This window comes from Jidongwangia harbinensis, from assembly GCF_020216025.1.
Taxonomy (GTDB): domain Bacteria; phylum Actinomycetota; class Actinomycetes; order Mycobacteriales; family Micromonosporaceae; genus Actinoplanes; species Actinoplanes harbinensis.
Genome location: NZ_JAIWNC010000005.1, coordinates 88,195 through 114,477, shown reverse-complemented (window position 1 = coordinate 114,477; position 26,283 = coordinate 88,195). Strand labels below are relative to the sequence as shown.

The window sequence follows — 26,283 nt, the reverse complement described above, 5'->3', positions numbered from 1 at the left end:
GCTACCGCCGTACCTCGGTGAGCTGGTGGGTGCTCACGTACCCGTGCTGTACCGCCAGGTCGCCGAGCCGCTGCCAGGCCTCTTCCGAGGTCGCCTGCAGGTCGAGCAGCTCGTCGAGCTGCTTTCTGCTGATCAGCCCGGCCCGGATCAGGCGGTGGCCGATCCGGCGTTGCGCGAGCACCTGGCGGGACGCCTCGGCCGCGGACTGGGCCAGGACGTGCACCAGGGGCGCGACCGAGATGGTCAGGGTGAGGCTCGCCCACAGGTACAGCGACCAGTACGAGTGGTCCAGCAGCACGCCGCTGGCCAGGCAGGCGGTGCAGCCCGGCCACGCCCAGCATGAGGTAGTGCTGGGCTCGGCCGAGGACCGGCCGGTACCGCACGGCGCCGGCCTGCGTCCGGGCGGGGCCGGCGATCTCGGTGGCGGTGCGGCCGTACAGCCTGCCGGATACCCGGCGTTCGACGGTGTCGGTCCCGGAACTGCCGTCGTCCGCACTCTCGGTCATGACTCACGCCATCGGCGGCCGCCGCTCCGACTTGACGGTTCGGTCCGACATGAGCGGACAGTCACTGGCCGAACGGCGGTCCGGCGGATCAGCCGTAAGCGCTATCACTCAGGGTTATACGGGCCATTGGTTCAAGGCGGACATGTAACGCATAGTTATGTTCGGTCCTGATGGGCCGGGGCGAGACGAAGATCCGCTGGGCGATGAAGATGGTCGCTCCAGTCCGGCGGGGAGTCAGTAGCGAAACCGGCGCCTGCGAAGCGAACTCACTTCGGAGGGAAAGCCATCATGCGCAAGTCCGTGAAGCGTGGCATCGTCGTCGGAATCGCCCTCGCCGTGACCGTCGGCACCGGCGCCGCCTGGGCTGCCTGGACCGCCTACGGCACCGGCAACGTGTACGCCAAGGCCGACACGGTCGTGCCGCTGGAACTGGTGGCGGCCACCGCCGACGCCACGCTGTACCCGGGTGCCACCGGCGACGCCATCATCAAGGTCAAGAATTCGAACAAGTTCCCGGTCGCCGTCACCAACGTCACCTGGAAGCCGTCCGACGGTGTCCGGGCCACCGGTGGCATCGGCTTCTGCAGCAACACCGGTGTGTACTTCGGCGACTTCAGCACCGGCCCGGTCGGCAGCAACGGCATGCTGGCCGGCGCCCGGCTGATGGCCGCCGCGGGTGGGCAGCTCAAGATCGGCGGAGGTGAGACCGTGCAGTTCACGCTGGCGAACGCGGTCCGCATGATCAATAACGTGGACAACGGCTGCCAGGGCGCCACGTTCAGCATCCCGGTATCGGTGATCGGTTCCAGCGAAGCCAGCTGAGCCGATCCCCGGTGGCGGGGCCCGCTGACCCCGAGCCTCGCCACCGGCCGTTCCCGGAAGGCAACCCATGACGATCCGGTACGTCCTGACCAGCGCCGGGCTGACCACGGCGCTCCTGGTGACCACCCCGGCGGCGGCGCTCGCGGCCTGGGACACGCCCGCCGGTAACGCCGATGTGACCGCTCGGGCCGCCGTGGTGCCGGCCCTGCGGGCTCCGATCGCGGTCGCGGACGGGCCGGTGGTGACCGTGGCCTGGAGCCGGGCGACGTTCGCGGCGGTCCGCGGTTACCGGGTCACCCGCACCGACGCCCGGACCGGGGACGTCGTGACCGCCCGGAACGGCTGCTCCGGACTGCTGACCGAGCCGGGCTGCGTGGAGCGGGGCGTGCCCGACGGCCACTGGGAGTACGCCGTCGAGGCCGTGGTCGGCGCGAACTGGCGCTCGGAGCGGGCGGTTAGCAAGATCATCCAGGTGTTCCGCGTCGAGCCGGACGGTGCTCCGGAGCGGCAGGTCGAGCCGATGCCGACGGGAAAGCCGGCGCCGAACCCGAACCCGGAGCCGACGCCCGACCCGGACCCGAAGCCGGAGCCGACGCCGGACCCTGAGCCGACGCCGGACCCTGAGCCGACGCCGGACCCTGAGCCGACGCCGGACCCGGAGCAAACACCGAAGCCGGAGCAAACGCCGAAGCCGGTGCAAGAGCCGGAACCGGAACCGGAAATCAAGCCGGACCCGGAGCGGAAGCCGGACCCGGAGCGGAAGCCGGACCCGGAGCGGAAGCCGGACCCGGAGCGAAAGCCGGACCCGGAGCGGAAGCCGGACCCGGAGCGGGCCCCAGAGCCGCAGGCGGAGCTGGAGCCGTCAGCGGGTGTGGCCGTTGCCGGTGACGATGTACTTGGTTGAGGTCAGCTCCGGCAGACCCATCGGTCCGCGGGCGTGCAGCTTCTGCGTCGAGATGCCGATCTCGGCGCCGAAGCCGAACTCGCCGCCGTCGGTGAACCGGGTCGACGCGTTGATCATCACGGCGGCCGCGTCCACCCGTGCCGCGAAGCGCCGGGTGGTGGTCGCCGACTCGCTGACGATGGCCTCGGTGTGGCCGGTGCCGTAGCGGCGGATGTGGTCCAGCGCGTCCTCGAGCGTGTCGACGACCGCCACCGCCAGGTCCGCGGACAGGTACTCGGTGCGCCAGTCCTCGACGGTCGCGGGCACCACGTCGTCGCTGTAGTTCGCCACCCGCGGGTCGCCGTGCACGGTGACGCCGGCCGCGATCAGCTCCTCCAGCACCAGCGGCAGGAACGAGTCGGCGATTGCGGAGTGCACCAGCAGCGACTCGGCGGTGTTGCAGGTGGACAGCCGCTGGGTCTTCGAGTTCACCACCACGGCCAGCGCCTTCTCCAGGTCGGCGGCCTCGTCCACGTACACGTGGCAGTTGCCGACGCCGGTCTCGATCACCGGCACCGTCGACTCCTCCACCACGGTCTTGATCAGCGACGCGCCGCCGCGCGGGATCAGCACGTCGACCAGGCCGCGGGCACGCATCAGTTCCTTGACCGAGTCGCGGCTGGTGGCGTCCAGCAGCTGGATGGCGTCGGCCGGCAGGCCGGCGTCGGTCACCGCCTTGCGCAGCACCGAGACGATCGCCGCGTTCGAGCTGAACGCCGAACCGGACCCGCGCAGCAGCGCCGCGTTGCCCGACTTCAGGCAGATGCCCGCCGCGTCCGCGGTCACGTTCGGACGGCCCTCGTAGATCATCCCGACCACGCCGAACGGCACCCGCACCTGGCGCAGTTCCAGGCCGTTGGCCAGCGCGGAGCCGCGGACCACGTCGCCGACCGGGTCCGGAAGCGCGGCCAGCTGACGCAGGCCGTCGGCCATCGCGGCGACCCGCTCGGCGGTCAGCGACAGGCGGTCGATCATCGATTCCGACAGACCGGCGGTACGGGCGTTCGCGACGTCCACGGCGTTCGCGGCGACGATGTCGTCGGCCCGCTCGACCATCCGGTCCGCCATCAGCAGCAGCGCAGCGTCCTTCTCCGAACGAGTCGCGGCGGCCAGGTCGATCGCGGCGATCCGCGCGTCGGACGCCTGCTGAAGCACACTCATCATCTGGCCTTTCCGAGGAGGACGAGGTCGTCGCGGTGGACGACCTCTCGTTCATAGCCCGGGCCGAGCGCCGCCGCCAGTTCCGGAGTGGACCGTCCCAGCAACGCGGGCAGTTCCACCGCGTCGTAGTTCACCAGCCCGCGGGCCACCGGCGCACCCGAACCGGCGTCGACCAGATCGACCGGGTCGCCGGCCGCGAACGAGCCGTCGACCGCGGTGATGCCGGCCGGCAGCAACGACTTGCGCCGGGCCACCACGGCCGCCACCGCACCCGCGTCCAGGTGCAGCCGGCCGCGCGGCGCGGTGGCGTGGGCCAGCCAGAACAGCCGGGCGGTCGGCCGGTGCGCCACCGGCTGGAACAGGGTGCCGATCTCGTCGCCGGCCAGCGCGGCGCCGGCCAGCGGCGCGGCGGTCAGCACGACCGGGATGCCGAAGCCGGTGGCGATCCGCGCGGCCTCGACCTTGGTGACCATGCCGCCGGTGCCGACCCCGGCGCGCCCGGCCCGGCCGAGCTGGACGTCCGCCAGGTCGGCGTCGTCGCGTACCAGCGCGATGCGGCGCGACGCCGGGTCGGACGGGCTGCCGGTGTAGAGCGCGTCCACGTCCGAGAGCAGGACCAGCAGGTCGGCGTGGACCAGCGCGGCGACGAGCGCGGCCAGCCGGTCGTTGTCACCGAACCGGATCTCCTCGGTGGCGACCGTGTCGTTCTCGTTGACGATGGGCAGCGCCCCGAGGTCGAGCAGTTTGCGCAACGTCCGGTACGCGTTGCGGTAGTGCACCCGCCGGGTCACGTCGTCCACGGTGAGCAGCACCTGCCCGACGGTCAGCCCGTGGCGGGCGAGGCCGGCCGCGTACCGTCCGATCAGCAGCCCCTGCCCGACGCTGGCCGCGGCTTGCTGGGTGGCCAGGTCGCGCGGACGCCGGGGCAGGTTGAGCGGGGCCAGCCCGGCGGCGATCGCGCCGCTGGACACCAGCACCACCTCCCGGCCGCCCGCGGCCAGTCCACCGAGCACGTCGACGAGGGCATCGACGCGCTGGTCGTCGATCCCGCCCGCCGCGGTGGTCAGCGAGGACGAGCCCACCTTCACCACCACCCGGCGTGCCCCGGTCACCACATCGCGCACTCGACCATTCTGCGCGCACGGCCGGAGACGACCTGCTCGAGATCCCATATCGTGGCGTCGGTGACACCCCAGGAGTACGTGGAAGAGGTGCTGGCCCTCGTCGAGCGCATCCCCGAGGGCAAGGTGATGTCGTACGGTGCGATCGCCGACGCCCTGGCCGACCGCTCCGGCCGCAACTCCGCCCGCCAGATCGGCACCATCATGGCCCGGCACGGCGGCGGCGTCCCGTGGCACCGCGTGGTCACCAGCGCGGGCCGCACCCCGCCCGGCCACGAGCAGGAGGCCCGCCAACGGCTGCTGGCCGACGGGGTGCCGCTCCGCGGCGACCACGTCGACATGACCCGGGCCGCCTGGACCCCGTAGCCGCCGCCCGCCGTTCCCGAGCGGCGTGCCGCCCGCGGGCCGATTCCCGCGAGGCATTGTCCGCGTCGTCCAGGCCCGGTTGCGCAGCTCGTCGGCCCGCGGTGCCCCAGCCGGTGGCAAGCCGGTGGCCCGCCTTAGTCCGATATGCGGCTTCCGCGCGGCAGATCTTGGAGGCCTGGGCAGATCTTGGTGGCGAATCGCCCTCCTGGGGGCCATTCCGCTCCAAGATTCGGCTGAGCCTCCAAGATCTGCGGTTGTTGAGGCCGCCCGGGGAGTGCGAAGCGGGAGAAATCCGGACGTAGTGAGCGGGTCACAAGCCGGATCCGGCGGGTGGTCACCCAGTGATCAACCGAAGCGGCCACACGCCGTGCGCAGTATCCCGACAAATCCAGACATGTCGAGCGGCGGCGGCTCCGGCTCAGAGCGCCCGCCCGGTCCCCGGCTCAGCGCAGCTCTCGGTCCCGGCTCAGAGCAGCCGGCCGGTTCCGCCCCGGCGGGGGTCGCCGGCCGCGCCGCCCAGGCCCACCGCGGTCACCCCGCCGAAGTAGTGGTTGCTCTCCGACCAGCGGTTGATCCGCCAGCCGGCGTCGGCCAGCGCGGTCAGTTCGTCCTCGGGAAGTCCGGGTTCGGCGTGCACGGTGTCGTCGACCACGTGGAACCGGGGACGGGCGATGGCGGCCGGCATGTCCAGACCGTCCACCAGCACGCCGAGCAGCGTGTCCACCAGGGCGGTGCGGATCCGGGACGCCCCGGCGGACCCGGCCGCGGCGATCAGGTGGTCGGCGTCGTCCGTGACCACCAGGGGACACATGTTGGACGACATGCGGCGGCCGGGGGCCAGGTCGTCGGTGAGGAGTTCGCCCTCGCCGAGCATCGAGTTCATGTTCACGCCGAGCCCCGGAAGCCACACCGCGGCGCCCAGCCCCAGCGTCGTGGTGATGACGCAGGCGTTGCCGTCCGAGTCGACGACCGACACGTTGGTGGTGTCGCCGATCTTCTGCCGTCCCCGGTCGCGCAGCGCGGCGGCCACGGCGACCGCGCGCTCCGGGCGGGGCAGGTCCGCCACGTCGGGCGGCAGGGCCGCGATGGTGTCCACGGTGCGGTTCAGGTCGTGCCGGGCGTGGACCCGGTATCCGGCCAGGGAGGCGTGGTCGACCGCGGTCTCCTGGACGCGGTACCCGGCGAGGTCGGCCCGGCCCAGCGCGCCGCCGCCGGCCCGGACCGCGTCCACCAGGACGTCCGCGAACGAGCCGGTGTAGAAGACCGCCGGGCCCTCCGCCGCCAGGCCCTCCATGGCGGTCGCCAGGCCGGGGTGGAAGAGCAGGTCGCCACCCTGCAGCAGGGTGCCGTTCGGGGTGTAGCAGGCGGCGCCCTCGCCGTACGCCAGGGCCGGCGCGCAGGACACCAGGGTGTGCGCCTGGGCGGCGGGGAGGACCACGCCGGTGCGGGCCAGGGCGGCGGCCGGGGCCACCACCTCGGCCCACGGCAGGCGGCCCCAGCGCCGGTGCACCTCGCCGCAGCCGGCCGGCACGCCGGGCACCGCCACGCTGGCGCCGCCGATCGAGTACACCTGGGGCACGCCGCCGAAGAACACGTCCACCGCGACCATCGGGCCGGGTCGGCGGTCGGCGTCCAGACCGGGTACCGAGACGAAGAAGTCCAGGCAGGTGACCTCGCCGGAGGCCGCGTCGAAGTAGGTGGCGAAGCCGCCGCCGCCCAGGCCGGTGTAGATGGTCTCGGCGACGCAGCACACCAGCACCGCGGCGACCGCGGCATCGGCGGCGGTACCGCCGGACCGGAGGATCTGCACCCCGGTCTCCGCGGTCACCGGATGACTCGCGGCCACCCCGGCCGCGACGCGACTGTCGCTGTCCATTGGCCGAAGCGTAGGCGCAGCACGCCCACGATGGTTAACATCCGCGTCCATGACCGCCGCCGGTCCCTCCCCGGACGTACCCGCGCTGCCGCGCCGGGTGCTGGCCGGGTACGCGACCGGGTCGCTGGTCACCGGCGCGTTCGGGACCGTGCCGGGTCTGCTGCTCCTGCCGTACCTCACCGACACGCTCGGCGTGGCGGCCGGCGTGGCCGGTCTGCTGGTGCTGCTGCCCAAGGCGTGGGACGTGCTGCTGAACCCGGTGGCCGGGCGGCTCTCCGACCGGCGCGGCGACCGGCGCCCGTTCCTGCTCGGAGCCGGGTTGGCGCTGGGCGTGCTGTTCGCCGCGATGTTCGCCGGCCCGATCGGCAGCGGTCCGGCGGCCGCCGCGTACGTCGCGTTCGCGTTTCTCGCCACCGCCACCGCGTTCGCGCTGTTCCAGGTGCCCTACGTGGCGATGCCGGCCGAGCTGACCGACGGCTACGCCGAACGTACCCGGCTGACCACCTGGCGGGTCGCGGTGCTGGCGCTGGCCATCCTGGTCTCCGGCGCGCTGGCCCCGCTGGTCGTGGAACAGACCGGCGGTGGCCTGAGCGGCCACCGGTGGGCCGGGCTGTTCGTCGGCGCGCTCATCGTGGTGGGCGCGCTCGGGACCTTCTTGGGTACGCGGACCGCCGAGTCCCGGGCGCCCGCGGCGAGCGAGCCGAGCCTGCGCGCCCAGCTGGCGGTGGCCGCCGGCAACGCGTCGTTCCGGGCACTGCTGCTGTGCTCGGTGATCCAGGCCGTCGGGGTCGCCACCATGCTCGCCGGCGTCCAGTACTTCGCCGATCACGTGCTCCGGCGGGAGGCCGGCGCCACGCTGCTGTTCGCCGCGTTCGTCGGCCCGGCCCTGCTGATCATGCCGCTGTGGTCGCGGATCGGCGCCGGGCTCGGCAAGCGCCGCTCGCTGATCGTGGCGTCGCTGCTGTTCGCGGCCGGGGCGCTGGCCCTGCTGGCGGCGCCCGGCCTGCCCCCGGCCGGGGTCTACCTGACCGTGGCCGTGATCGGCTGCGGGTACGCCGGCCAGCAGGTGTTCGTGTTGAGCATGCTGCCGGACTGCATCGCCGCGGACACCGAGCGGACCGGGCGCCGCCAGGCGGGCGTGTTCACCGGGCTGTGGACCGCGGGGGAGACGCTCGGGCTGGCGCTCGGTCCCGGCCTGTACGCGCTGGTGCTGCAGCTGTTCGGCTACGTCTCGTCGGCCACCGGGGAGGCGGCGGCGCAGGACGACACCGCCCGCCTGGGCGTGCTGCTGGGCTTCACGGTGCTGCCCGCGGTGCTGGTCGGTGCCGCGGTGGTGCTGTTGCGGGGTTACGCCGACGCCCGTCGGTTACCGTCACCGGCATGATCGACGCGTTGCCCGCCACCGGGGTGCCGGCCGAGCAGGTGCTGACCGAGCTGCGGGAGTTGCGGGCGGCCGATCTGCCCACGCACGGCGGGCGGCTGTTCGCGTACGTGTACGACCCGGCGGTGGACGGGCTGGACGGGCTGGCGCACGCCGCGTACGCCATCTCGGCGCACGTCAACGGCCTGGATCCGACCGCGTTCCCGTCGCTGCTGGCGATGGAGAACGCGCTGGTCGGCGCCGCGGCCCGGCTGCTCGGCGGGGACGGTGCCACGGTGGGCAGCGTGACCGGCGGCGGCACCGAGTCGCTGCTCCTGGCGGTCAAGGCGGCCCGGGACTCGCGCCCGGAGGTGACCGCGCCACGGCTGGTGGTGCCGTCCACCGCGCACGCCGCGTTCGCCAAGGCCGCCCACTACCTGCGGGTCGCGCTGGACGTGGTGCCGGTCGGCCCGGACCTGCGGGCCGACCCGGCCGCCACGGCCGCGGCGATCCGCCCGGAGACGGTGCTGGTCGCGGCGTCCGCGCCGTCGTACGCGCACGGCGTGGTGGACCCGGTTCCGGAGATCGCCGCGGTGTGCGTGGAGCGGGACGTGCGGTGCCATGTGGACGCCTGCTTCGGCGGCTGGGTGCTGCCGTACCTGCGGCGGCTCGGCGCCGACCTGCCGGCGTTCGACTTCGCCGTGCCCGGCGTCACCAGCATCTCGGTCGACCTGCACAAGTACGCGTACGCCCCGAAGGGGGTGTCGGTCCTGCTGCACCGCGACGAGGCGCTGCGGCTGCCGCAGTACTTCGCGTACGCGGGCTGGCCCGGCTACACCATGGTGAACCCGGTCATCTCGTCCACCCGCTCGGGCGGGCCGATCGCCGCCGCGCTGGCGGTGCTGCGCCACCTGGGCGACGCCGGCTACCTGGCGCTGGCCGAGCAGACCCGGTCCGCGGTACGGGCACTGGCGGACGCGGTCGAGGCCACCGACGGCGTGCGGCTGTTCGCGCCGCCGGAGACCACGGTGGTCTGCCTGGCGTCCGACGGGGTCGACCTGTTCGTGCTCGCCGACGAGCTGGCCGCCCGGGGCTGGCACACCCAGCCGCAGATGGCGTACGCGGACCTGCCGCCGACCATCCACCTCACCGTGACCGCCGCGGTCGGCGCCACCGTCGCCGAGTTCGCGCCCGCCCTGGCCGACGCGGTGGCCGCCACCCGGGCGCGCGGCCCGGTCCAGCTCCCGCCCCCGCTGCTGGCGGCCGCCGCCACGCTCACCCCCGAGCAGGTCGATCCGGAGCTGATCGCCGGCCTGGCCGCCACCCTCGGCCTGGCGGACGGTGCCCTGGGCCCGATGGCCGCGGTCAACACGCTGCTGAACGCCGCTCCGCCGGCCCTGCGCGAGGCTCTGCTGGCCGGCTTCCTGAGCCTGCTCCAGCGTCCCGGCCGGTAAGGGGTAGGTTGGGCGTCGTGGCCGGTCTGCCAGGAGTACTCGGGGAACCCATCAGGTTCGTGCTGAACTGGGGTCGCCGCTACTCGCTCTGGGTCTTCAACTTCGGCCTGGCCTGCTGCGCGATCGAGTTCATCGCGACCAGCATGGGCCGGCACGACTTCATCCGGCTCGGCGTGATCCCGTTCGCGCACGGCCCGCGCCAGGCCGACCTGATGGTGGTGTCCGGCACGGTCACCGACAAGATGGCGCCGGCGATCAAGCGGCTGTACGACCAGATGCCCGAACCGAAGTACGTCATCTCGTTCGGCTCCTGCTCCAACAGCGGCGGCCCGTACTGGGACTCGTACTCGGTCACCAAGGGCGTCGACCAGATCATCCCGGTGGACGTCTACGTGCCCGGGTGCCCGCCGCGGCCCGAGGCGCTGCTGCACGGCATTCTGCGGCTGCAGGAGAAGATCGCCGCCGAGCAGTCCGGCCCGGGCGGGGTCTCGCGGCCGGACCCGTTGCGGGATTCGGCCGCATTGACTGCCCCGAAGGTCGTACCTCCGGTGCCGTCCGGCGGCTAATCTGCGGATCATGAGCGACCGGTCCCGGGCGGATTTCATCGTCGATGTGCTGACCAGGGAGTTCGGTGCCCTCATGGCGCAGGACCCGGGTGCCTTCCGGCGGAAGTTCCGGAAGATGGCGGCGACGCCGTTCGCGTTCTACCGGGGCAGCGCGTCGCTGTTCTACGCCGACCTGTCCGGGGCGTACCGCGACCCGAGCTTCCTCGACGAGCGGACCAGCCGGGTGTGGATCCACGGCGACCTGCACGCGGAGAACTTCGGCACGTACATGAACTCGTCCGGGCAGCTGGTCTTCAACGTCAACGACTTCGACGAGGCGTACGTCGGGCCGTTCTCCTGGGATCTCAAACGGTTCGCGGCCAGCGTCGCGCTGATCGGGTACGCCAAGGCGCTCTCCGACTCCGCGATCACCGGCCTGGTCACCACGTTCGCCGAGTCGTACCGCACCGAGCTGGGGGCGATCGCGGCCGGCGGCGACGACGCCATCGGTTCGATCACGCTGGACAACGCGGACGGCGTGCTGCGCCGGGTCCTCCAGCAGGCGCGCCTGAACACCCGGGTGGAAATGCTGGCCGGGCAGACCACCATCGACTCCTACGAGCGCCGGTTCTCCACCGGGGACGGCGTGTTCGAGGTCGACGAGCCGACCGCCGCGCGGGTCCGGGCCGCGTTCGAGGCGTACCTGACCACGTTGCCGGACCGGCGGCCGGTGTCCACCGTGATCAAGGACATCAAGCTGCGCAAGGGCGTCGGCATCGGGTCGGCCGGCCTGCCGTCGTACAACCTGCTGCTGGAGGGGCACACCCAGGCGCTGGAGAACGACGTGGTGATCTACATGAAGCAGGCCCAGGTGCCCGCGGTGGCCCGCTGGATCGACGACGAGCGGGTCCGCGGCTACTTCCGGCACCAGGGGCACCGCACCGCCGAGTCGCAGCTGGCGCTGCAGGCGCACGCCGACCCGTGGCTGGGCTACACCGAGTTCGACGGGGTCGGCCAGCTGGTCGCCGAGGTGTCGCCGTACGCCGCCGACCTGGACTGGTCCGACGTGAACGAACCGGAGGAGCTGACCGGCGTGGTCGCCGACCTGGGCCGGGCGGTGGCGCGGATGCACTCGGTCGCCGACGACGAGTCCAGTCACGACCTGGTCGACTTCTCCACCGAGGAGGCGATCGTGGCGCAGGTCGACCGGGACCCGGCCGGGTTCGTCGCGCACCTGGTCGACTTCGCGCACCGGTACGGTGACCAGGCCCGCGAGGACCACCAGGACTTCGTCGACCTGTTCCGCAACGGGCGCCTGCCCGGCCTGGAGTAAGTCCGGGACAGCGGAGACCGCCCCCGGCGGTCTATCATCCCCCCGCCTGGCTCGAATCGACGGCCGTCGTGCCGAGAGGAGCCCGGATCCACACGGGGAGGTCATTTCTCATGTCCGCACGCAGGTGGGACCGCACGCGCACCGCCGTCGCGGTCGCCGCGGTGACCATGGTGACGCTGGCCGGCACGACCGCCGCGCAGGCCGTGACCGGCGCCGACGAGGGTGCCAACGAGGGCTACCGGTTCGCGGCCCGGATCCAGATCGGCGGCGAACTCGGGCGGGGCTGCTCCGGCGCGCTGGTCGCGCCCCAGTGGGTGCTCACCGCGAAGGCCTGCGTGGGCGCCGGCACCCCGGCGGGCATCCCGGCCGAGGCGGTGACCGTCACGGTCGGGCGCACCGACCTCCGCGCCACCACCGGATCGGTCCTCCCGGGCACCTGGCTGGCGCCGCACCCGGACCGCGACGTGGTGCTGATCCGGCTGTCCACCCGGGTGACCGACGTGCCGGTGGTCCCGATCGGCACCGCCGCGCCGCGCACCGGCGACGAGCTGCGCCTGCTCGGCTTCGGCCGGACCGCGACCGCCTGGGTGCCGGACCGGCTGCACGGTGCCACCGCGGCGGTCGGCGCGGTCGGCGCCGCGACGCTGGACCTCACCGCCACCTCCCCGAGCGGTGCCACGGTGTGCAAGGGCGACGCCGGTGGTCCCGCGGTGCGCACCTCCGGCGGGCGGACCGAGCTGGTCGCCGTGCACCACCTCTCCGGTCAGCAGGGCTGCCTGGACGCGTCCGGCACCACCCCGCAGGTGGTGGAGACCCGCGTCGACGACCTCGCCGGCTGGATCGCCGCGACCGCGGTCGCCGGGTGCAGCACGGCGGGCGCCACGCTCGGCGCCGACCAGGACGGGGTCAGCTCGGCGATGGGCGACTGGACCGGCGACTGCTCGGCCGACATCCTGAACCAGAACACCGCGGGCGAACTGCACGTCTTCCGCGGCACCGGCAACCTGTCCGGCCTGTTCCCGAGCCCGCGCCGCAAGGTCGGCGCCGGCTGGACGCTGACCGCGATGCCCCGGATGATCTCCGGCGACTTCAACGGCGACGGCCGCACCGACCTGATCGGCCAGAACGCCGCCGGCGACCTGCGGGCCTGGCCGTCCACCGGCGACCTGTCCGCGGACGACCGGCTGTTCCCGGCCACCAGCGGCGTGCTGGTCGGCACCGGCTGGCGCACGACGCAGGTGGAGAGCATCGTCACCGCGGACGTGGACGGCGACGGCCGCACCGACATCATCGGCCGCTACGCCGACGGCCGGCTGCGCACCTGGCGCTCCACCGGTGACCTGTCCGCCGACGGGCGGCTGCTCACCGGCGCGAGCTGGCAGTCGCCGAAGGTGTTCACGCCGGCCGCGTACCCGCGCCTGCTCGCCGCGGACGTCACCGGCGACCGGCGGGCCGACCTGATCGCCCAGGACGCCGACGGCCAGCTGTTCGCCTGGTCGTCCACCGGGGACTTCACCGGCGCCACGCCGCTGTGGCAGGAGCCGGCCCGGCTGATCGGCACCGGCTGGAAGGAGTCGCAGGTCCCGCTCATCGCGACCGGCGACGTGACCGGGGACGGCCGGGCCGACCTCGGCGCCCGGTACACCGACGGCCGGCTGCGGTTCTGGGCGTCCACCGGTGACCTGTCCGCCGACGGCCGGCTGCTGGCCGGGGCGAACTCGCTGATCACCGGCACGTTCACCGCGGCCGCGTACCCGCGGATCCTGATCGGCGACGCGGACCATGACGGCCGGGCCGACGTGGTGTTGCAGGCCAGCGACGGCCGGCTGCTCGCGTACCGGTCCACCGGCGACGCCTCCGCGGACGGGCGGCTGTTCCCCGGCCCGGCGGCCGGGGTGGGCGTCGGCTGGACCGTGGCGGCGTACCCGCGGATCTTCTGAGGGGGGTGCGGCCGGGTCCGCCCGGCCGCACCATCGCAGCGCGGGAAGCCCGCCGGGCCGGTCGGCCGGACCGGCAGGTCCTAGGATCATCGGCATGACGCCCGAAGAGGTCGGCGAGCGACTCGTCGCGTTGCTGGCCGCCGACAGTGCCGAGGCCGCCGACCCGGGCGGTGACGTCGTCGCCGGGGTGTCCGGCGGCGGCACCGGGCACGACCGGGCGGTGATCGACGTGCCGGCCGCCCGGTGGTGGGCCGCCGTCGACGCGGCCCGCGACCCGGGCGCGCTGGGCTGCGACTTCTTCGACTGGCTGTCCGCGGTCGACGAGGCCGAGCAGGGTCTGCGGGTGGTGACGCACCTGTGGTCGACGCGCCGCCGGCACGGGCTGCTGCTGCGCGCCCTGCTGCCCCGGGACAACCCGGTCATCGAGTCGGTGGTGGACCTGTTCCCGGGCGCGGCCTGGCACGAGCGCGAGACGCACGAGATGTTCGGCGTCGGGTTCGCGCGGCACCCGGACCTGCGGCCGCTGCTGCTGCCGCCCGGGTTCGAGGGCCATCCGCTGCGCAAGGAGTTCGTGCTGGCCGCGCGCGTGGCCAAGGCGTGGCCGGGCGCCAAGGAACCGGGGGAGTCGGAGGCCGGCGCGGCCAAGCGCGCCCCGATGCGCCCGCCCGGCGTGCCCGATCCGAACGAGTGGGGTCCGCTCAAGGGCAAGGTGCCGCCGCCCGAGACGCCGGCCCGCCGCGCGCCCGGCGACCGCCCGGCCCGTCCGCCGCGCGGCGACCGCCCGGCCCGCCCGGCTCCCGACCAGGAGGGCGACTGATGCCGCTCTGGCTCGACCTGACCGTGCGGGTGGTCGCGGTGGTCGCCGCGTTCCTGGTCCTGCCGCTCGTCGTCGGCCAGGCCGAACACAAGGTCATGGCGCACATGCAGGCCCGCCTCGGCCCGATGTACGCGGGCGGCTTCCACGGCTGGGCCCAGCTCATCGCGGACGGCGTGAAGTTCGTGCAGAAGGAGGACATCACGCCACGGGACGCGGACCGCCGGGTGTTCGAGCTGGCCCCGATCGTCGCGCTGTTCCCGTACCTCCTGGTGTTTCTCGCGATCCCGCTCGGGCCCGGCAGCCTGGTCGCCCAGTCCATGGACATCGGCCTGTTCTTCGTCCTGGCCGTGCTCGGCGTCGGCGTGGTCGCCGTGCTGATGTCCGCGTGGGCGTCGGCGAACAAGTACAGCCTGCTCGGCGGCCTGCGCGGCGCGGCCCAGCTGCTCGGGTACGAGCTGCCGCTGGTGCTGGCCGCGGCCAGCGTGGCGATGGCCGCCGGCACGCTCAGCCTGCCCGGCATCGTCGACGCCTGGTCGCCGTGGTGGCTGCTCTGGCAGCTGCCCGCGGCCGTGGTCTTCTTCGTCTCCGGGGTCGCGGAGATCCGCCGGCCGCCGTTCGACATGCCGATCGCCGACTCCGAGCTGGTGTTCGGCTACATGACCGAGTACACCGGGCTGCGGTTCGCGTTCTTCCTGCTCGCCGAGTACGTCGGCATCGTGGTGATCGCCGCGCTCACCACCGTGCTGTTCCTGGGCGGTTGGCACGGGCCGTTCGCCGAGCAGCTCGGCTGGCTATGGACGCTGGCGAAGACGTTCGCGGTCTCCTTCGTGATCATCTGGATGCGGGTGACGTTCCCCCGGTTGCGCGAGGACCAGCTGCAACGGCTGTGCTGGCTGGTCCTCGTCCCGGTGGCGCTGGCTCAGCTGGTGCTGACCGCGGCGGTCAAGGTGCTCACCTGAGCGGTTCCTGCCGTTGCCGCAGCGCGTTCCGCACGGTGTCCGGCACCCGTACCCGCTCGTCGTCGCGCAGGAACCGGCTCAGCTCGTCGACCGACGGCTCCCGGGTCAGCTCCGCGAGCCGGTCGAAGAGCGCCTCGTCCACCGGGTCGGTGGGCTCCGGCATCACGCCCCAGCAGTCCCACGGCAGCACCTCCACCCCGGTCAGCGCGGCCGCGTCCCGGGCCAGGTTGCCGGCGATCCACCACGCGCCGGCCTCATTGATGCTGCTCAGCCCGAACCGATCGGGGTCGGCCGCGCCCGAGCGGTACCGCGTCCAGGCGTCGCCGGCCACCACGAACCGGTCCCGCGGCACGTCCGTGACGTCGAAGGTGATGCTGAACAACCCCCGTTGCTTCTCGTCCAGCTGGGCGTCGGCGAGCCGCCACCGGTCCTGACCGGCGTCATACCATTCGGCCACCCAGTGGTCCTCGTGGAACCCGTCGCCGCCGAAGTAGTTGCCGAACCCGCACCGGGCCCGCGCCGGCACGCCCCGCGCCCGCAGCATCGCCACGGTCAGCACGGTGAACCCGCGGCAGTTGCTCGCCACCCGCCGCTCCGGCGGCCGGGCCTGGTCCAGCGGCCGGTCGTCGACCGACACGACGGCGTCCAGGATGGCTTCCACCGGACGCAGGTGCACGGTGGCCCGGGACTCGTCGGTCAGCGTGACGCCGTACTCATGGGCGAGGAACTCGTGGATCAGCAGTCCCTGCGCGACCCGGGCCAGCCCGGCCACGTCGCCGGGCAGCCCGTCGAACAGTGACTCGTACTTGCCGGCGAACGTCAGCAGACCCGGTTCGGTGTAGGACGGCATGGTGGTCTCCCTCCGTGGTTACGAACACGGTAAGGAGACCCCCTGACACAATGTGAGAGTCAAGCCCCGGTTCACAGGTGCGAGCGACCCCGTACCGGAAGATCTGCCGGGGGTGTGCTCGCGTCGAATGAGGTGACGGGGCAGGATATGCGTTTGTGACTGACGACGGAGAACGGAGCACTCCCGGCCAGGGGCTGATCAACGGGCTCGCCGTCACGCTCAAGACGATGGTCGGGCGGTCGACCACCCAGCAGTACCCGGACGTCGAGCCGGACCTGCCGCCCCGCTCCCGCGGCGTGATCGCGCTGCTCGAGGAGAACTGCACGGTCTGCATGCTGTGCGCCCGCGAGTGCCCGGACTGGTGCATCTACATCGACTCGCACAAGGAGGAGGTCGTCGTCCCGGGCGCCGCCCGCCCCCGGCAGCGCAACCAGCTGGACCGCTTCGACATCGACTTCTCGCTCTGCATGTACTGCGGCATCTGCATCGAGGTCTGCCCGTTCGACGCGCTCTACTGGACGCCGGAGTTCGAGTACTCCGAACTCGACGTGCTCGACCTGCTGCACGACAAGAACCGCCTCGGCGCGTGGATGCCGACCGTCCCGCCGCCGCCCGCGCACGACGTGCTCGGCGAGCCTTCCAAGGAGGAGGCCACGGCGGCGCGCAAGGCCGCCGGCCCGGGCGCGGCCACGCCCGCCAAGACCGCACGACCGGCAGCGGTACGCCCGGCGCCGTCACCGACCGCAACACCGGGTCCCGGGTCCGACGCGCCCGCGCCGGGGCCGGGTCCCGATGCGGGCGCAGCGCCGGGAGCGCCGGAGTGACCGTCGCGGACGCGCTTCTGCTCGCGCTCGGCGTCATCGCGGTGGGCTCGGGCGCGCTTGTGGTGACCAGCACCCATCTGGTCCGGGCCGGCCTGTACCTGGTGATCAGCCTGGGCGCGATCGCCGGCCTCTATCTGGTGCTCGGCGCCGAGCTGGTGGCCTGGGTGCAGGTCCTGGTGTATGTGGGCGCGGTCGTGGTGCTGCTGCTGTTCGCGGTGATGCTGACCCGGGCGCCGATCGGCCCGTCCGACGACCTGGACCGGCCGGCCTGGCCCGCGCTGCTGGTCGGCGCGGGCGTCGGCCTCGGGCTGGCGGTGCTGCTCGCCGACGCGTTCCGGTGGACCGTGTACGCGCTGCCCGAGCCGGGCACCGCGCAGCGGATGGGTGAGCAGATCTTCGGCGGCTGGGTGCTGCCGTTCGAGATCATCTCCATCCTGCTGCTGGCCGCGCTGATCGGGGCGATCGTGCTGTCCCGGCCGGACATCGGCGCCCGCACCGGCGAACCGGCGGAGGACTGATGCACGCCGTCATCCCGTACGTCACCGCGGCACTGCTGTTCGGACTCGGCGTGTACGGCGTGCTGCGCCGGCGCAACGCGATCCTGGTGCTGATGGCGGTCGAGCTGATGCTCAACGCGGTCAACCTGATCCTGGTCACCGCGGACGTGACGGTCCGCGCCGCCCTGGACCGGGTGCAGATCGAGGCGTGGGCGTACCCGAACGGCGAACCGTACTCCGGCGGGGTCTTCGCCCTGTTCGTCATCGTGCTGGCGGCCGCCGAGGTGGGCGTCGGACTGGCCATCGTGCTGCAGTTCTACCGCCTGCGGCAGGCGGTCGCGGTCGACGAGGTGGCGCTGCACGCCGACGAGGCGGTCCGGTGAAGGCGTTACTCGTCGCGCTGCCCGCGGCGCCGCTGCTGGCCGGCCTGCTCGGCCTGCTGCTGCCGCCCGGCGACACCGGCCGGCGCAGGTTCGCTGCCGCGCTGGGCGTCGCCGGAGCCGCCGTGGCGCTGGTCCTGACCGTGATGCTGCTGGCCGCGGCGGACGACCCGGTCCAGACCGGTGCCCGCTGGGTGTCGCTCGGCGACCTGGACGTCACGCTGACGTTCTCAGCCGGCCGGGCCGCGCTCTACGTCGCGCTCGCGGTCACCGTGGTCGCGCTCGCGGTCCAGGTCTACTCGATCGCCTACCTGCACGACGACCCCCGGTACGCGCCGTACGCCGCCCAGGTCAGCCTGTTCACCGGCGCCATGCTGCTGGTGGTCACGTCCGGCGACCTGATCCTGCTGCTGGTCGGCTGGGAGGTGATGGGCGCCTGCTCGTACCTGCTGATCGGGCACGACCGCCGGCTCCCGGAGGCGCCCGCCGCCGCGGTCAAGGCGTTCCTGGTGACCCGGGTGGGCGACGTCGGTTTCCTGCTCGGCATCGCGATCCTGGGCGTCTCGGCCGGAAGTTTCCGGATCGCCGACGTGCTGGCCCACGAGCACGAGGCCGGCCCGCTGCTGGCCGCGCTGCTGCTGGTGCTGGCCGGGGTGGCCGGCAAGAGCGCGCAGTTCCCGCTGCACACCTGGCTGCCCGACGCGATGGCCGGCCCGACCCCGATCTCCGCGCTGATCCACGCCGCCACCATGGTCGCGGCCGGCGTGTACGTGGTGTTCCGGCTGTTCCCGCTGTTCGAGTCGTCGCCCACCGCGCTGGCGGTGCTCGGCGTGATGGCCGCGGTCACGCTGCTGCTGGGTGCGCTGTCCGCCACCGCCCAGGACGACCTCAAGCGGGTCCTGGCCTGGTCCACGGTGAGCCAGATCGGCTACATGACCGGTGCGCTGGCCGTCGGCTCGCCCGCCGCGGCGCTGTTCCACCTGCTCACCCACGCCGCGTTCAAGGCGCTGCTGTTCCTGGCCGCGGGCGCGGTCATCCACGCGGTCGGCACCAACCTGCTGTCCCGGATGGGTGGCCTGCGCGAGCACCTGCCGGTGACGTTCTGGTCGTTCGTGGTCGGGTTGGGTGCGCTGGCCGGGCTGCCGCCGCTGGCCGGTTTCTGGTCCAAGGAGAACGTGCTGATCGCCGCCGCGCACGCGACTGAGGGCGGCACCACCACGCCGGTCTGGGTCGGCTGGGTGGTGTGGTCCGCCGCGCTGGCCGGCGTCGCGGTCACCGCCTGGTACGCCACCCGCCTGCTGCTGCGCGCGTTCTTCGGCGTGGCCCGGCCGCCCACCGCGGACTGGCACGTCGGGTTCGACGACGCCGCGTACGCCCGCCCGGACACCCCGCACGACCCGCCGGCGTTGATGCGCTGGCCGCTGCTGGTGCTCGCGGTCCCGGCCGCGCTGCTCGGGCTGGCCGCGTTCCTGCCCGGCTTCCGTACCGCCCTGGAACTCGACGAACCGCACCTGGAGGTGGCGATCGTGCTGCCGCTGGTCCTGCTGGCGCTGGGTGCCGGAGCGGCGTGGTGGCAGTGGCGGGCCGCGCCCGGCGCGGACCCGGCCCTCGCCCTCGGCCGGCTGCGCCCGCTGTTCGCGGCCGGCTTCCACCTGGACGCGGTTCAGGACCGCCTGGTGGTACGCCCGGTCCGGGCGCTGGCGAACGCGGTGCGGGCGGTCGACGAGCGGGTGGTGGACGCCGCCGTCGAGGGCACCGGCGTGGCCACCACCCGGGCCGGGACGCTGCTGGCCACGGCCCACCGGGCGGCGCTGCCCCGGGCGGCGGTGGCGGTCTTCACCGGCGCGCTGCTGCTGGGCGTGGCCGCCGCCATCTACGGGGTGGCGTCGTGACCAGTTACACCTTCGTCTTTCCGCTGTGGTCCCAGGTGCTGCTCGTGGCGCTGCTGGCCGTGCCGGCCGCCGGTGCCGTGCTGGTCGCCCTGCTGCCGGACCGGCCCGGCCGGATCACCGCGGCCGTCGTCGCGGCGGTCACGTTCGCGCTGACCATTCCGCTGGGGTTCGCCCGCACCTCCGACTTCGGCTGGTTCGCGTACACCACGTCGATCGACGGACCTCCGGTCGTGCCGTGGACCGGTCTGCGGGTGTCCTGGGTACCGGCCCTGGAGGTCGACTTCCATCTGGGCGTGGACGGGCTCTCGTACCCGCTGATCGTGCTCACCGGCCTGCTGACGCTGCTGTGCTGCCTCTACACCGTGCGGACCGTCCCGCCGGGCGGCTCCGGGCGCAGCCTGGCCGCCCTGCTGCTGGTCCTCGAGGTCGGCATCCTGGGCACCTTCCTGGCGCTCGACCTGGTGCTGTTCTTCGTGTTCTTCGAGGTCGTGCTGCTGCCGATGTACGCGGTGATCGCCGGCTGGGGCGGCCCGGACCGGCGGCGCGCGGCCCGCAAGTTCGTGCTCTACACGCTGTTCGGCTCGGTCCTGCTGCTGCTCGGCGTGTTCACCGTGGTGGTGGCGGCGGAGACCGCGGACCTGATGGCGCTGGCCGGTGGCCTGGGCCTGTCCCGGACCACCCAGTACGTGGCGTTCGCGCTGTTCGCCGTCGCGTTCGCGGTGAAGGCGCCGCTCTGGCCGCTGCACACCTGGCTGCCCGACGCGCACACCGAGGCGCCCACCGTGGGCAGCGTGATCCTGGCCGGCGTGCTGCTGAAGATGGGCACCTACGGCCTGATCCGGGTGGGCGTGGGCGTGGCACCGGAGGGTGCGGCGTGGGCGGCGCCGGTGCTCGGGGTGCTGGCCGTCGCCGCGATCATCATCGGGTCGCTGGTGTGCCTGCGGCAGACCGAGCTGAAGCGGCTGATCGCGTACTCCAGCGTCGGGCACATGGGTTTCGTGCTGCTCGGCATCGCCACGCTGACCGTGACCGGGGTGCAGGCGGCGCTGCTCGGCAACATCGCCCACGGGGTGATCACCGGCCTGCTGTTCTTCCTGGCCGGGGCGATCAAGGACCGGGCGCACACCGGCGACCTGGCCGGGCTGGGCGGTCTGCGGGAGTCCGCGCCGCGGCTGGCCGGCCTGCTCGGGTTCGCCGCGCTGGCCTCGCTCGGGCTGCCCGGCCTGGCCGGCTTCTGGGGCGAGGCGTTCGCGGTGGTCGCCGCGGTGGAGCGGGGCGGTCCGCTGTGGACCACGCTGGCCGTGATCGCCGCGGTGGGCGGCGCGCTGACCGCCGCGTACTTCCTTCGCCTGCTGCGCCGGGTCACCCACGGCCCGGCGGTGGCCGACCTGCCGCACCCGGGGGTGACCCGGGTGGAGTGGGCGGCCTGGAGTCCGCTGATTCTGCTGGCCCTGCTGATCGGGCTGTTCCCGGCGCTGGTCCTGGCCGGGGCGACGGACCCGGTGACCGCGTTGACGGAGGCCCTGCGGTGATCCAGTCGGTGAATCACGTCGCGCTGCTGCCGCTGTACGCCGCGGCCGGCACCGCGATCCTGGTGCTGGTCATGGAGCTGGCCACCGGCCGCCGCGGTGCGGTCCTCGGCTCGGCGATGGCCGGCGGGCTGGTCACCGCGGTCTGCGCGTTCGGGGTGAGCGGCCGGACCGCGTCCACGTTCTGCACCGGTGCGGCCTGCTCCTGGGTGCTCAGCCCGTCCGCCGGCGTGGTGGCGGCGCTCTTCGCCGGCCTCACCGTGGGCGTGCTGGCCCTGTCCGCCCCGGCGCTGCGCGTCGGCACCGCGCCGGCCGGCGAGTTCTGTTTCCTGCTGGCCTGCGCGATGACCGGCGGCGTGGTGATCGGCTACGCCGGCGACCTGATCACGCTGATCGTCGGGCTGGAGACGCTGACCCTGCCGCTGTACGTGCTGGTCGGGCTGCGCCGGTTCGCCCCGCGGGACCGGGTGACCACCGAGGGCACCTCCGCCGCCGTCACGTTCTTCCTGGTCAGCGTGATCTCCACGGCGATCGCCCTGCTCGGTGCGGCCCTGCTGTACGCGTCCACCGGCGCCCTGCACCTGTCCCTGTTGAGCACAGACCGCGGCCTGTTCGGCGAACTGACCTCGGTGGGCGCGGCGCTGCTGGTGATCGGGCTGGCGTTCAAGGTGGCCGCGGTCCCGCTGCACGCCTGGGCCCCCGCCACCTACGACGGCGCCCCGCTGCCGGTGGCCGCGTACCTGTCCACCGCCTCGAAGCTGGGCGGCGTGGTGGCGCTGGCCCTGGTGGTGCCCCGCCTGGACACGGGTCCGCTGGTGGCGGTGCTGGCAGTGCTCACCATGACGGTCGGGAACCTGGTCGCGTTGCGCCAGACCCGGATGGTCCGCCTGCTCGCCTGGTCGTCGATCGCTCAGGCCGGATACATCCTCGCCCCGCTGGCGGCGGGTGCGGCCGGGGTCGGGGCGGCTCTGGCGTACGCCGGCTTCTTCGTGGTTCTGGAGTTCATCGCGTTCGGCACGCTGGTGGCGTTGCGCCCGCCCGGCGCGGACGGCGGCGACCTGGCGTCGTACCGCGGCACCGCCCGCCGCTCCCCGTGGCCGGCCGCCGCGTTCGTCCTGGCCCTCGCCGGACTGGCCGGCCTGCCTCCGGGCCTGGCCGGGCTGTTCGCCAAGGTGACCGTGGTCGACTCGCTGATCGGCTCCGGCTGGGGCTGGCTGGCGGGCGTGGTCGCGGTGAACGCGGTGATCGCGCTGGCCTACTACGTGCGCGCCGCCGCCGTCCTGTACTCCGGCCCGGTCGGCGTCCCGGTCGCCGACCTGCGCCCGCCCCGGCTGCCGGTTCCGCGGCCGGTGGCGACGGTGCTGGTGGCCGCGGTCGCGGTCGCGCTGCTGCTGGGCTTCGCGCCGCAGGCACTCTTCTCCGCCCTCGCCTAGCGCCGCCACGCACAGGCATCTCACAGCTACCCAGGGATGACTTCTACGGTTGGCGAGGTTGTATCGGGTGCGGGCTCACGAGGTCCGCAGTCCGAAGGAGTAACTGTGCACAGCCATCGCAACGGCCTCAAGACGGCCGCTCTGCTGGGTCTGCTCACCGCGATGATTCTGGCGCTGGGCGCCTGGCTCGGCGGCAGCGGCGGCCTGGTGTTCGCCGTCGTCCTCTCGCTGGCGTTGAACGCCGGCACCTATTTCTTCTCCGACCGGATCGCCCTGCGCGCGATGCGGGCCCGGCCGGTCAGCGAGGCCGAGTTCCCCGCGTTGTACCAGATCGTCCGCGAGCTGGCGACCAGTGTCGGGCAGCCGATGCCCCGGCTGTACGTCAGCCCGTCCCGGCAACCGAACGCGTTCGCGACCGGCCGGAGTCCGAAGCACGCGGCGGTGGCGGTCACCGTCGGCATCACCGAGATCCTGGATCGGCGTGAGCTGCGCGGCGTCATCGGCCACGAGCTGTCCCACGTGTACAACCGGGACATCCTGATCTCCAGCGTGGCGGCCTCGCTGGCCGGCATCGTCACGATGTTCGCCCAACTGGCGATCTTCCTGCCGCTCGGCGGCGGGGACGACGAGGACGGCCCGAACCCGGTCTCGCTGCTGCTCATGCTGATTCTCGGGCCGCTGGCCGCGAGCGTCATCCAGCTGGCGATCAGCCGGAACCGGGAGTTCCAGGCGGATGCGTCCGGTGCCACGCTGACCGGCGACCCGCTGGCGCTGGCCAGTGCGCTGGAGAAGATCCACTACGGGGCTCAGCGGCTCCCGATGCCGGCTGACGGGCAGCTGACCAGCGCGGCGCATCTGATGATCGCCAACCCGTTCCGGGGTGGTGGCGTCGCGGCGCTGTTCTCCACCCACCCGCCGATGGCCGAGCGGGTCCGGCGGCTGCACCACCTGGCCGCGATCACCGGCACCGGGCCGGTGCAGTTCCAGCGCTGAGACGCGGGTGACGTCGCTGACATCCGGGCATATTTCCGGTGAGTGAACCGGGCCCCGCCGGTTAGGGTCGGTAGGCGATTGAGTCGTTACCGAAACCTGGAGGTGGGGCCCGTGACCGCGTTGCGTCAGTACCTTGGCGTGTGGCAGTTGCCGGGCGGCCCGGTCCTGCTGGTGGTCGGCATCTTCGCGCGGCTCGGCATCGGCATGACCCCGCTCGCCCTGCTGCTGCTGGTGCAGCAGGCCACCGGGCGGTATGCGGCGGCCGGTCTGGCCGGCGGCATCTATGCGCTGGCGGGGGCCGCGGTCAGCCCGGTCGCGGGCCGGCTCGCCGACCGCATCGGGCCGACCCCGATCCTGCTCGCCACCGCGGTGCTGCATCCGCTCGCCCTGGTCGGGCTGCTGCTCATCAGCCGGGGCGGCGCCGGGGCGCTGACCCTGATCTTCGTGATGTCGGCGCTGGCCGGCGCCACCTATCCGCCGCTCACCGCCGCGATCCGCCGCGCGTGGAGCGACATGACCGACGTGGGCAGTGGCCGGCACGCGCTGCGGTCCGCCGCCATGGCCGCCGAGACGTCGCTGTTCGAGCTGGTCTTCGTGCTCGGCCCGATGCTGGTGGCGGCGCTGGTGGTGCTCACCGGCGACCCGGCGGCCGCGCTGGTCAGCGCCGCGGTGGCGACGTTCGCCGGCACGTTCTGGATCGCCTGGCTGCCGGTCATGCGGCACTGGACCCGGCACGGGTCCACCGAGGCCACCCGTGGCCTGGGCCCGCTCCGGGTCGGCGGCTTCCCGGCGCTGCTGTCCTGCGTCGCGGCGCTCGGCGTCGCGTTCGGCGCGGCCGCGGTGATCGTCCCGGCGTACGCGGAGCGGCACGGCGGCGGCGACGGCCTCGGCGGCCTGCTGCTGGGGATCTGGGGCATGGGCAGCGCGATCGGCGGCATCTGGTTCGGCACCCGCCGGCCCGCGATGCCGCTGACCCGCCAGTTCGCCTGGCTGCTGTCCGGCGTGGCGGTGAGCTTCGGGGTGCTGGCCGTGATGCCGAACCCGACCGCCCTCGGCGTGGCCCTGGTGGTCGGCGGTGCCACCATCGCGCCGGCGCTGACCGTGGAGAACAACCTGGTGGGCCGGATCGCCCCGGCCGGCATGCTGAACGAGGCGTACACCTGGATCGTCACCGTCTCGGTCGGCGGCAGCGCGGCCGGCGGCGCGGTGGCCGGCGTGATCGTCGACCAGCCCGGCGGGCTGCCGTGGGCGTTCGTCTTCGCCGGTGTGGTGGTGCTGCTCGCGGCGATGGTCGCCGGGGTGCGCACCGGCCCGATGGCCCGGGCGGACGAGCGCGCCGCCGAGCGCCTGCGCCAGGCCCTGGCCGCGGGCTGACCAGCTGTTTCGCCGCTGGTCTACTCAAGATCAACTTAAGGCTGACCACAGATCGCGTTTATTGACCTTGGTGGCGGGGCTGGGAAGGCTGGTCGGGACACCGATCGAACCCCGTTAAGGAGCCCCTCCGCCATGGGCCTCTCCCGCAAGCTCCTGGTCGGCGCGTCGGCCGCCGCGCTCACGGCGGCCGGCGTCGCGCTCGCCCCGACCAGCGACGCCGCCGCCACCTGCGGCGTGCTCTTCGACGACTTCGCGTACACGTCGCGCACCGACCCGGCGTTGCGCCAGCACGGCTGGAGCATCCGCGGCACCGCGGGCGGTCCGGGCGTCCCGGGTGCCGCCTGGCGCGCGGACAACGTGTCGTTCCCGACCGTGGACGGTGAGCGGGTGGCCCAGTTGACCGCGCGCACCGACGGCACCGCGGCGGGCACGTCGCACGCCGAGTTCTCGCTGGGCGAGCGGCGGTTCTTCGAGGGCACCTACCTGGCCCGGATCAAGTTCGCCGACACGCCGGTCAGCGGCCCGGACGGCGACCACGTGAACCAGACCTTCTACACGATCTCGCCGCTCGCCGCGCCGCGCGACCCGCAGTACTCCGAGTTGGACTTCTCCGAGTACCTGCCGAACGGCGGCTGGGGCGAGGCCGGGCCGATCAACTACCAGACCACCTGGTACACGTACGTGGCTGAGCCCTGGTACGCCGACAACAAGAGCAGCAAGCAGCCCGGGAGCATCGCCGGCTGGCACGACGTGATGGCCACGGTCGGCGGCGGCCACGTGCGGTACTACATCGACGGCGTCCTGGTCGCCGACCACTCCGGCAAGGTCTACCCGCGGCAGAACATGTCGATCGACTTCAACCAGTGGTTCATCGACCTGACCGGCCGCTCCGGCCGCGGGACCAGCGTCTGGCAGGAATCGGTGGACTACGTCTTCCACGCCAAGCGCCAGACGCTCACCCCGGCGCAGGCGAGCGCGCGGGTGGCCGGCCTCCGCGGCGCCGGTACCACGCACACCGACAACGTGGTCGCCGCCAACGACTGCGAGGCCGGCGCCACGCCGGTTCCGGGGAAGTCGACGTCCGCCACATCGCCGAGCAGGCCGGCCGCCGCGCCGCCCGCCCGGCCGTCCGCGGCCCCGTCGAGCAAGGCGCCGGCGGCGCCCGCGACATGGGCGGCCGGTGTCACCTACCGGGCTGGCCAGGTCGTCACGTATCAGGGAGTCCGGTACCAGAGCCGACGGGCGCACAAGTCGGTCACCGGTCAGACGCCGAGCCGCTCGCGTACCCTCTGGCAGCGGCTCCGGTAG

The 26,283-nt window shown here is 73.4% G+C and carries 24 protein-coding genes; 19 read left to right on the top strand and 5 right to left on the bottom strand.

The genetic code is table 11. The features are described 5' to 3' along the window. Position 1 precedes the first annotated feature (1 nt). Entirely contained in the window at positions 2–298 is a 297-nt protein-coding gene (locus LDL48_RS09235; protein WP_225254603.1) for a cyclic di-GMP-binding domain-containing protein, MshE-related, read from the bottom strand. A 496-nt stretch (positions 299–794) separates the two neighbouring features. On the opposite strand from LDL48_RS09235, the gene LDL48_RS09230 reads away from it, so the two are divergent. Both LDL48_RS09230 and LDL48_RS09225 read left to right on the top strand, forming a co-directional pair. After that, positions 795–1,328 carry a hypothetical protein gene (locus LDL48_RS09230; protein ID WP_225254602.1) on the top strand — a complete coding sequence of 178 codons (534 nt, stop codon included), beginning with the start codon at positions 795–797 and terminating at the stop codon, positions 1,326–1,328. 67 nt (positions 1,329–1,395) lie between these two features. Then, positions 1,396–2,232, top strand: a complete 837-nt coding sequence (locus LDL48_RS09225) for a procyclic acidic repetitive family protein (protein WP_225254601.1) — start codon at positions 1,396–1,398, stop codon at positions 2,230–2,232. Here LDL48_RS09225 and LDL48_RS09220 read toward each other — a convergent pair. After that, the gene (locus tag LDL48_RS09220) at positions 2,191–3,432 is read right to left on the bottom strand and encodes a glutamate-5-semialdehyde dehydrogenase (protein ID WP_225254816.1); all 1,242 of its coding nucleotides are present in this window, start codon (positions 3,430–3,432) and stop codon (positions 2,191–2,193) included. The two genes, LDL48_RS09225 and LDL48_RS09220, sit on opposite strands and share 42 nt — an antisense overlap. Then, positions 3,432–4,604, bottom strand: coding sequence for a glutamate 5-kinase (gene proB, locus LDL48_RS09215; protein ID WP_225254600.1), 1,173 nt, complete (start codon positions 4,602–4,604; stop codon positions 3,432–3,434). Before proB ends, LDL48_RS09220 begins: the two co-directional genes overlap by 1 nt. A gap of 12 nt (positions 4,605–4,616) precedes the next feature. On the opposite strand from proB, the gene LDL48_RS09210 reads away from it, so the two are divergent. After that, a complete protein-coding gene (locus tag LDL48_RS09210; protein WP_225254599.1) occupies positions 4,617–4,919 on the top strand; it encodes an MGMT family protein in 303 nt (100 codons plus the stop codon). Between the two features lie 466 nt (positions 4,920–5,385). On the opposite strand, the gene LDL48_RS09205 is transcribed toward LDL48_RS09210, so the two are convergent. Further along, a complete protein-coding gene (locus LDL48_RS09205; protein WP_225254598.1) occupies positions 5,386–6,795 on the bottom strand; it encodes a gamma-glutamyltransferase in 1,410 nt (469 codons plus the stop codon). Positions 6,796–6,844: 49 nt separating this feature from the next. Here LDL48_RS09205 and LDL48_RS09200 point away from each other — a divergent pair, with 49 nt between their 5' ends. From LDL48_RS09200 to LDL48_RS09170, 7 genes are all read left to right on the top strand, one after another. Beyond that, positions 6,845–8,179, top strand: coding sequence for an MFS transporter (locus LDL48_RS09200; protein WP_225254597.1), 1,335 nt, complete (start codon positions 6,845–6,847; stop codon positions 8,177–8,179). Then, on the top strand, positions 8,176–9,609 hold the full coding sequence (locus tag LDL48_RS09195) for a pyridoxal phosphate-dependent decarboxylase family protein (protein ID WP_225254596.1): 1,434 nt from the start codon (positions 8,176–8,178) through the stop codon (positions 9,607–9,609). The genes LDL48_RS09200 and LDL48_RS09195 overlap by 4 nt, the downstream gene beginning before the upstream one ends. A gap of 17 nt (positions 9,610–9,626) precedes the next feature. Further along, entirely contained in the window at positions 9,627–10,175 is a 549-nt protein-coding gene (locus LDL48_RS09190; RefSeq protein ID WP_308016441.1) for an NADH-quinone oxidoreductase subunit B, read from the top strand. Between the two features lie 10 nt (positions 10,176–10,185). Next, positions 10,186–11,487: a DUF2252 domain-containing protein gene (locus LDL48_RS09185; protein WP_225254595.1), complete on the top strand. Its 1,302-nt coding sequence runs from the start codon at positions 10,186–10,188 to the stop codon at positions 11,485–11,487. A gap of 110 nt (positions 11,488–11,597) precedes the next feature. Beyond that, complete coding sequence (locus tag LDL48_RS09180; RefSeq protein ID WP_225254594.1) at positions 11,598–13,427, top strand: FG-GAP-like repeat-containing protein; 1,830 nt, start codon at positions 11,598–11,600, stop codon at positions 13,425–13,427. A gap of 94 nt (positions 13,428–13,521) precedes the next feature. After that, positions 13,522–14,244 (top strand): NADH-quinone oxidoreductase subunit C, encoded by a 723-nt coding sequence (locus LDL48_RS09175; protein ID WP_225254593.1) that lies wholly within the window; start codon positions 13,522–13,524, stop codon positions 14,242–14,244. After that, positions 14,244–15,203, top strand: coding sequence for a complex I subunit 1/NuoH family protein (locus LDL48_RS09170; RefSeq protein ID WP_225254592.1), 960 nt, complete (start codon positions 14,244–14,246; stop codon positions 15,201–15,203). Before LDL48_RS09175 ends, LDL48_RS09170 begins: the two co-directional genes overlap by 1 nt. On the opposite strand, the gene LDL48_RS09165 is transcribed toward LDL48_RS09170, so the two are convergent. Then, entirely contained in the window at positions 15,196–16,053 is an 858-nt protein-coding gene (locus LDL48_RS09165; RefSeq protein WP_225254591.1) for a transglutaminase-like domain-containing protein, read from the bottom strand. The genes LDL48_RS09170 and LDL48_RS09165 overlap by 8 nt on opposite strands. A 155-nt stretch (positions 16,054–16,208) precedes the next feature. Here LDL48_RS09165 and LDL48_RS09160 point away from each other — a divergent pair, with 155 nt between their 5' ends. From LDL48_RS09160 to LDL48_RS09120, 9 genes are all read left to right on the top strand, one after another. Continuing rightward, a complete protein-coding gene (locus tag LDL48_RS09160) occupies positions 16,209–16,877 on the top strand; it encodes a NuoI/complex I 23 kDa subunit family protein (RefSeq protein WP_225254590.1) in 669 nt (222 codons plus the stop codon). Next, the gene (locus LDL48_RS09155; protein WP_225254589.1) at positions 16,874–17,395 is read left to right on the top strand and encodes an NADH-quinone oxidoreductase subunit J family protein; all 522 of its coding nucleotides are present in this window, start codon (positions 16,874–16,876) and stop codon (positions 17,393–17,395) included. The genes LDL48_RS09160 and LDL48_RS09155 overlap by 4 nt, the downstream gene beginning before the upstream one ends. Continuing rightward, entirely contained in the window at positions 17,395–17,757 is a 363-nt protein-coding gene (gene nuoK / locus LDL48_RS09150; protein WP_225254588.1) for an NADH-quinone oxidoreductase subunit NuoK, read from the top strand. Before LDL48_RS09155 ends, nuoK begins: the two co-directional genes overlap by 1 nt. Then, entirely contained in the window at positions 17,754–19,646 is a 1,893-nt protein-coding gene (locus LDL48_RS09145) for an NADH-quinone oxidoreductase subunit 5 family protein (protein WP_225254587.1), read from the top strand. The genes nuoK and LDL48_RS09145 overlap by 4 nt, the downstream gene beginning before the upstream one ends. Next, entirely contained in the window at positions 19,643–21,178 is a 1,536-nt protein-coding gene (locus tag LDL48_RS09140; protein WP_225254586.1) for a complex I subunit 4 family protein, read from the top strand. The genes LDL48_RS09145 and LDL48_RS09140 overlap by 4 nt, the downstream gene beginning before the upstream one ends. Further along, positions 21,175–22,608 (top strand): NADH-quinone oxidoreductase subunit N, encoded by a 1,434-nt coding sequence (locus tag LDL48_RS09135; RefSeq protein ID WP_225254585.1) that lies wholly within the window; start codon positions 21,175–21,177, stop codon positions 22,606–22,608. The genes LDL48_RS09140 and LDL48_RS09135 overlap by 4 nt, the downstream gene beginning before the upstream one ends. A 105-nt stretch (positions 22,609–22,713) precedes the next feature. Continuing rightward, complete coding sequence (gene htpX / locus LDL48_RS09130) at positions 22,714–23,601, top strand: zinc metalloprotease HtpX (RefSeq protein WP_225254584.1); 888 nt, start codon at positions 22,714–22,716, stop codon at positions 23,599–23,601. 111 nt (positions 23,602–23,712) lie between these two features. Continuing rightward, positions 23,713–24,975, top strand: a complete 1,263-nt coding sequence (locus LDL48_RS09125) for an MFS transporter (RefSeq protein WP_225254583.1) — start codon at positions 23,713–23,715, stop codon at positions 24,973–24,975. A 132-nt stretch (positions 24,976–25,107) separates the two neighbouring features. Further along, the gene (locus tag LDL48_RS09120; RefSeq protein ID WP_225254582.1) at positions 25,108–26,283 is read left to right on the top strand and encodes a carbohydrate-binding protein; all 1,176 of its coding nucleotides are present in this window, start codon (positions 25,108–25,110) and stop codon (positions 26,281–26,283) included.

Bases quoted from the DNA above. Each gene is read 5' to 3' on its own strand.
- LDL48_RS09200 (WP_225254597.1), top strand. From the start codon at position 6,845: ATGACCGCCGCCGGTCCCTCCCCGGACGTACCCGCGCTGCCGCGCCGG.
- proB (WP_225254600.1), bottom strand. From the start codon at position 4,604: ATGGGATCTCGAGCAGGTCGTCTCCGGCCGTGCGCGCAGAATGGTCGA.
- LDL48_RS09170 (WP_225254592.1), top strand. From the start codon at position 14,244: ATGCCGCTCTGGCTCGACCTGACCGTGCGGGTGGTCGCGGTGGTCGCC.
- LDL48_RS09220 (WP_225254816.1), bottom strand. From the start codon at position 3,432: ATGAGTGTGCTTCAGCAGGCGTCCGACGCGCGGATCGCCGCGATCGAC.
- LDL48_RS09205 (WP_225254598.1), bottom strand. From the start codon at position 6,795: ATGGACAGCGACAGTCGCGTCGCGGCCGGGGTGGCCGCGAGTCATCCG.
- LDL48_RS09180 (WP_225254594.1), top strand. From the start codon at position 11,598: ATGTCCGCACGCAGGTGGGACCGCACGCGCACCGCCGTCGCGGTCGCC.
- LDL48_RS09120 (WP_225254582.1), top strand. From the start codon at position 25,108: ATGGGCCTCTCCCGCAAGCTCCTGGTCGGCGCGTCGGCCGCCGCGCTC.
- LDL48_RS09175 (WP_225254593.1), top strand. From the start codon at position 13,522: ATGACGCCCGAAGAGGTCGGCGAGCGACTCGTCGCGTTGCTGGCCGCC.
- nuoK (WP_225254588.1), top strand. From the start codon at position 17,395: ATGCACGCCGTCATCCCGTACGTCACCGCGGCACTGCTGTTCGGACTC.
- LDL48_RS09225 (WP_225254601.1), top strand. From the start codon at position 1,396: ATGACGATCCGGTACGTCCTGACCAGCGCCGGGCTGACCACGGCGCTC.
- LDL48_RS09230 (WP_225254602.1), top strand. From the start codon at position 795: ATGCGCAAGTCCGTGAAGCGTGGCATCGTCGTCGGAATCGCCCTCGCC.
- LDL48_RS09165 (WP_225254591.1), bottom strand. From the start codon at position 16,053: ATGCCGTCCTACACCGAACCGGGTCTGCTGACGTTCGCCGGCAAGTAC.
- LDL48_RS09195 (WP_225254596.1), top strand. From the start codon at position 8,176: ATGATCGACGCGTTGCCCGCCACCGGGGTGCCGGCCGAGCAGGTGCTG.
- LDL48_RS09185 (WP_225254595.1), top strand. From the start codon at position 10,186: ATGAGCGACCGGTCCCGGGCGGATTTCATCGTCGATGTGCTGACCAGG.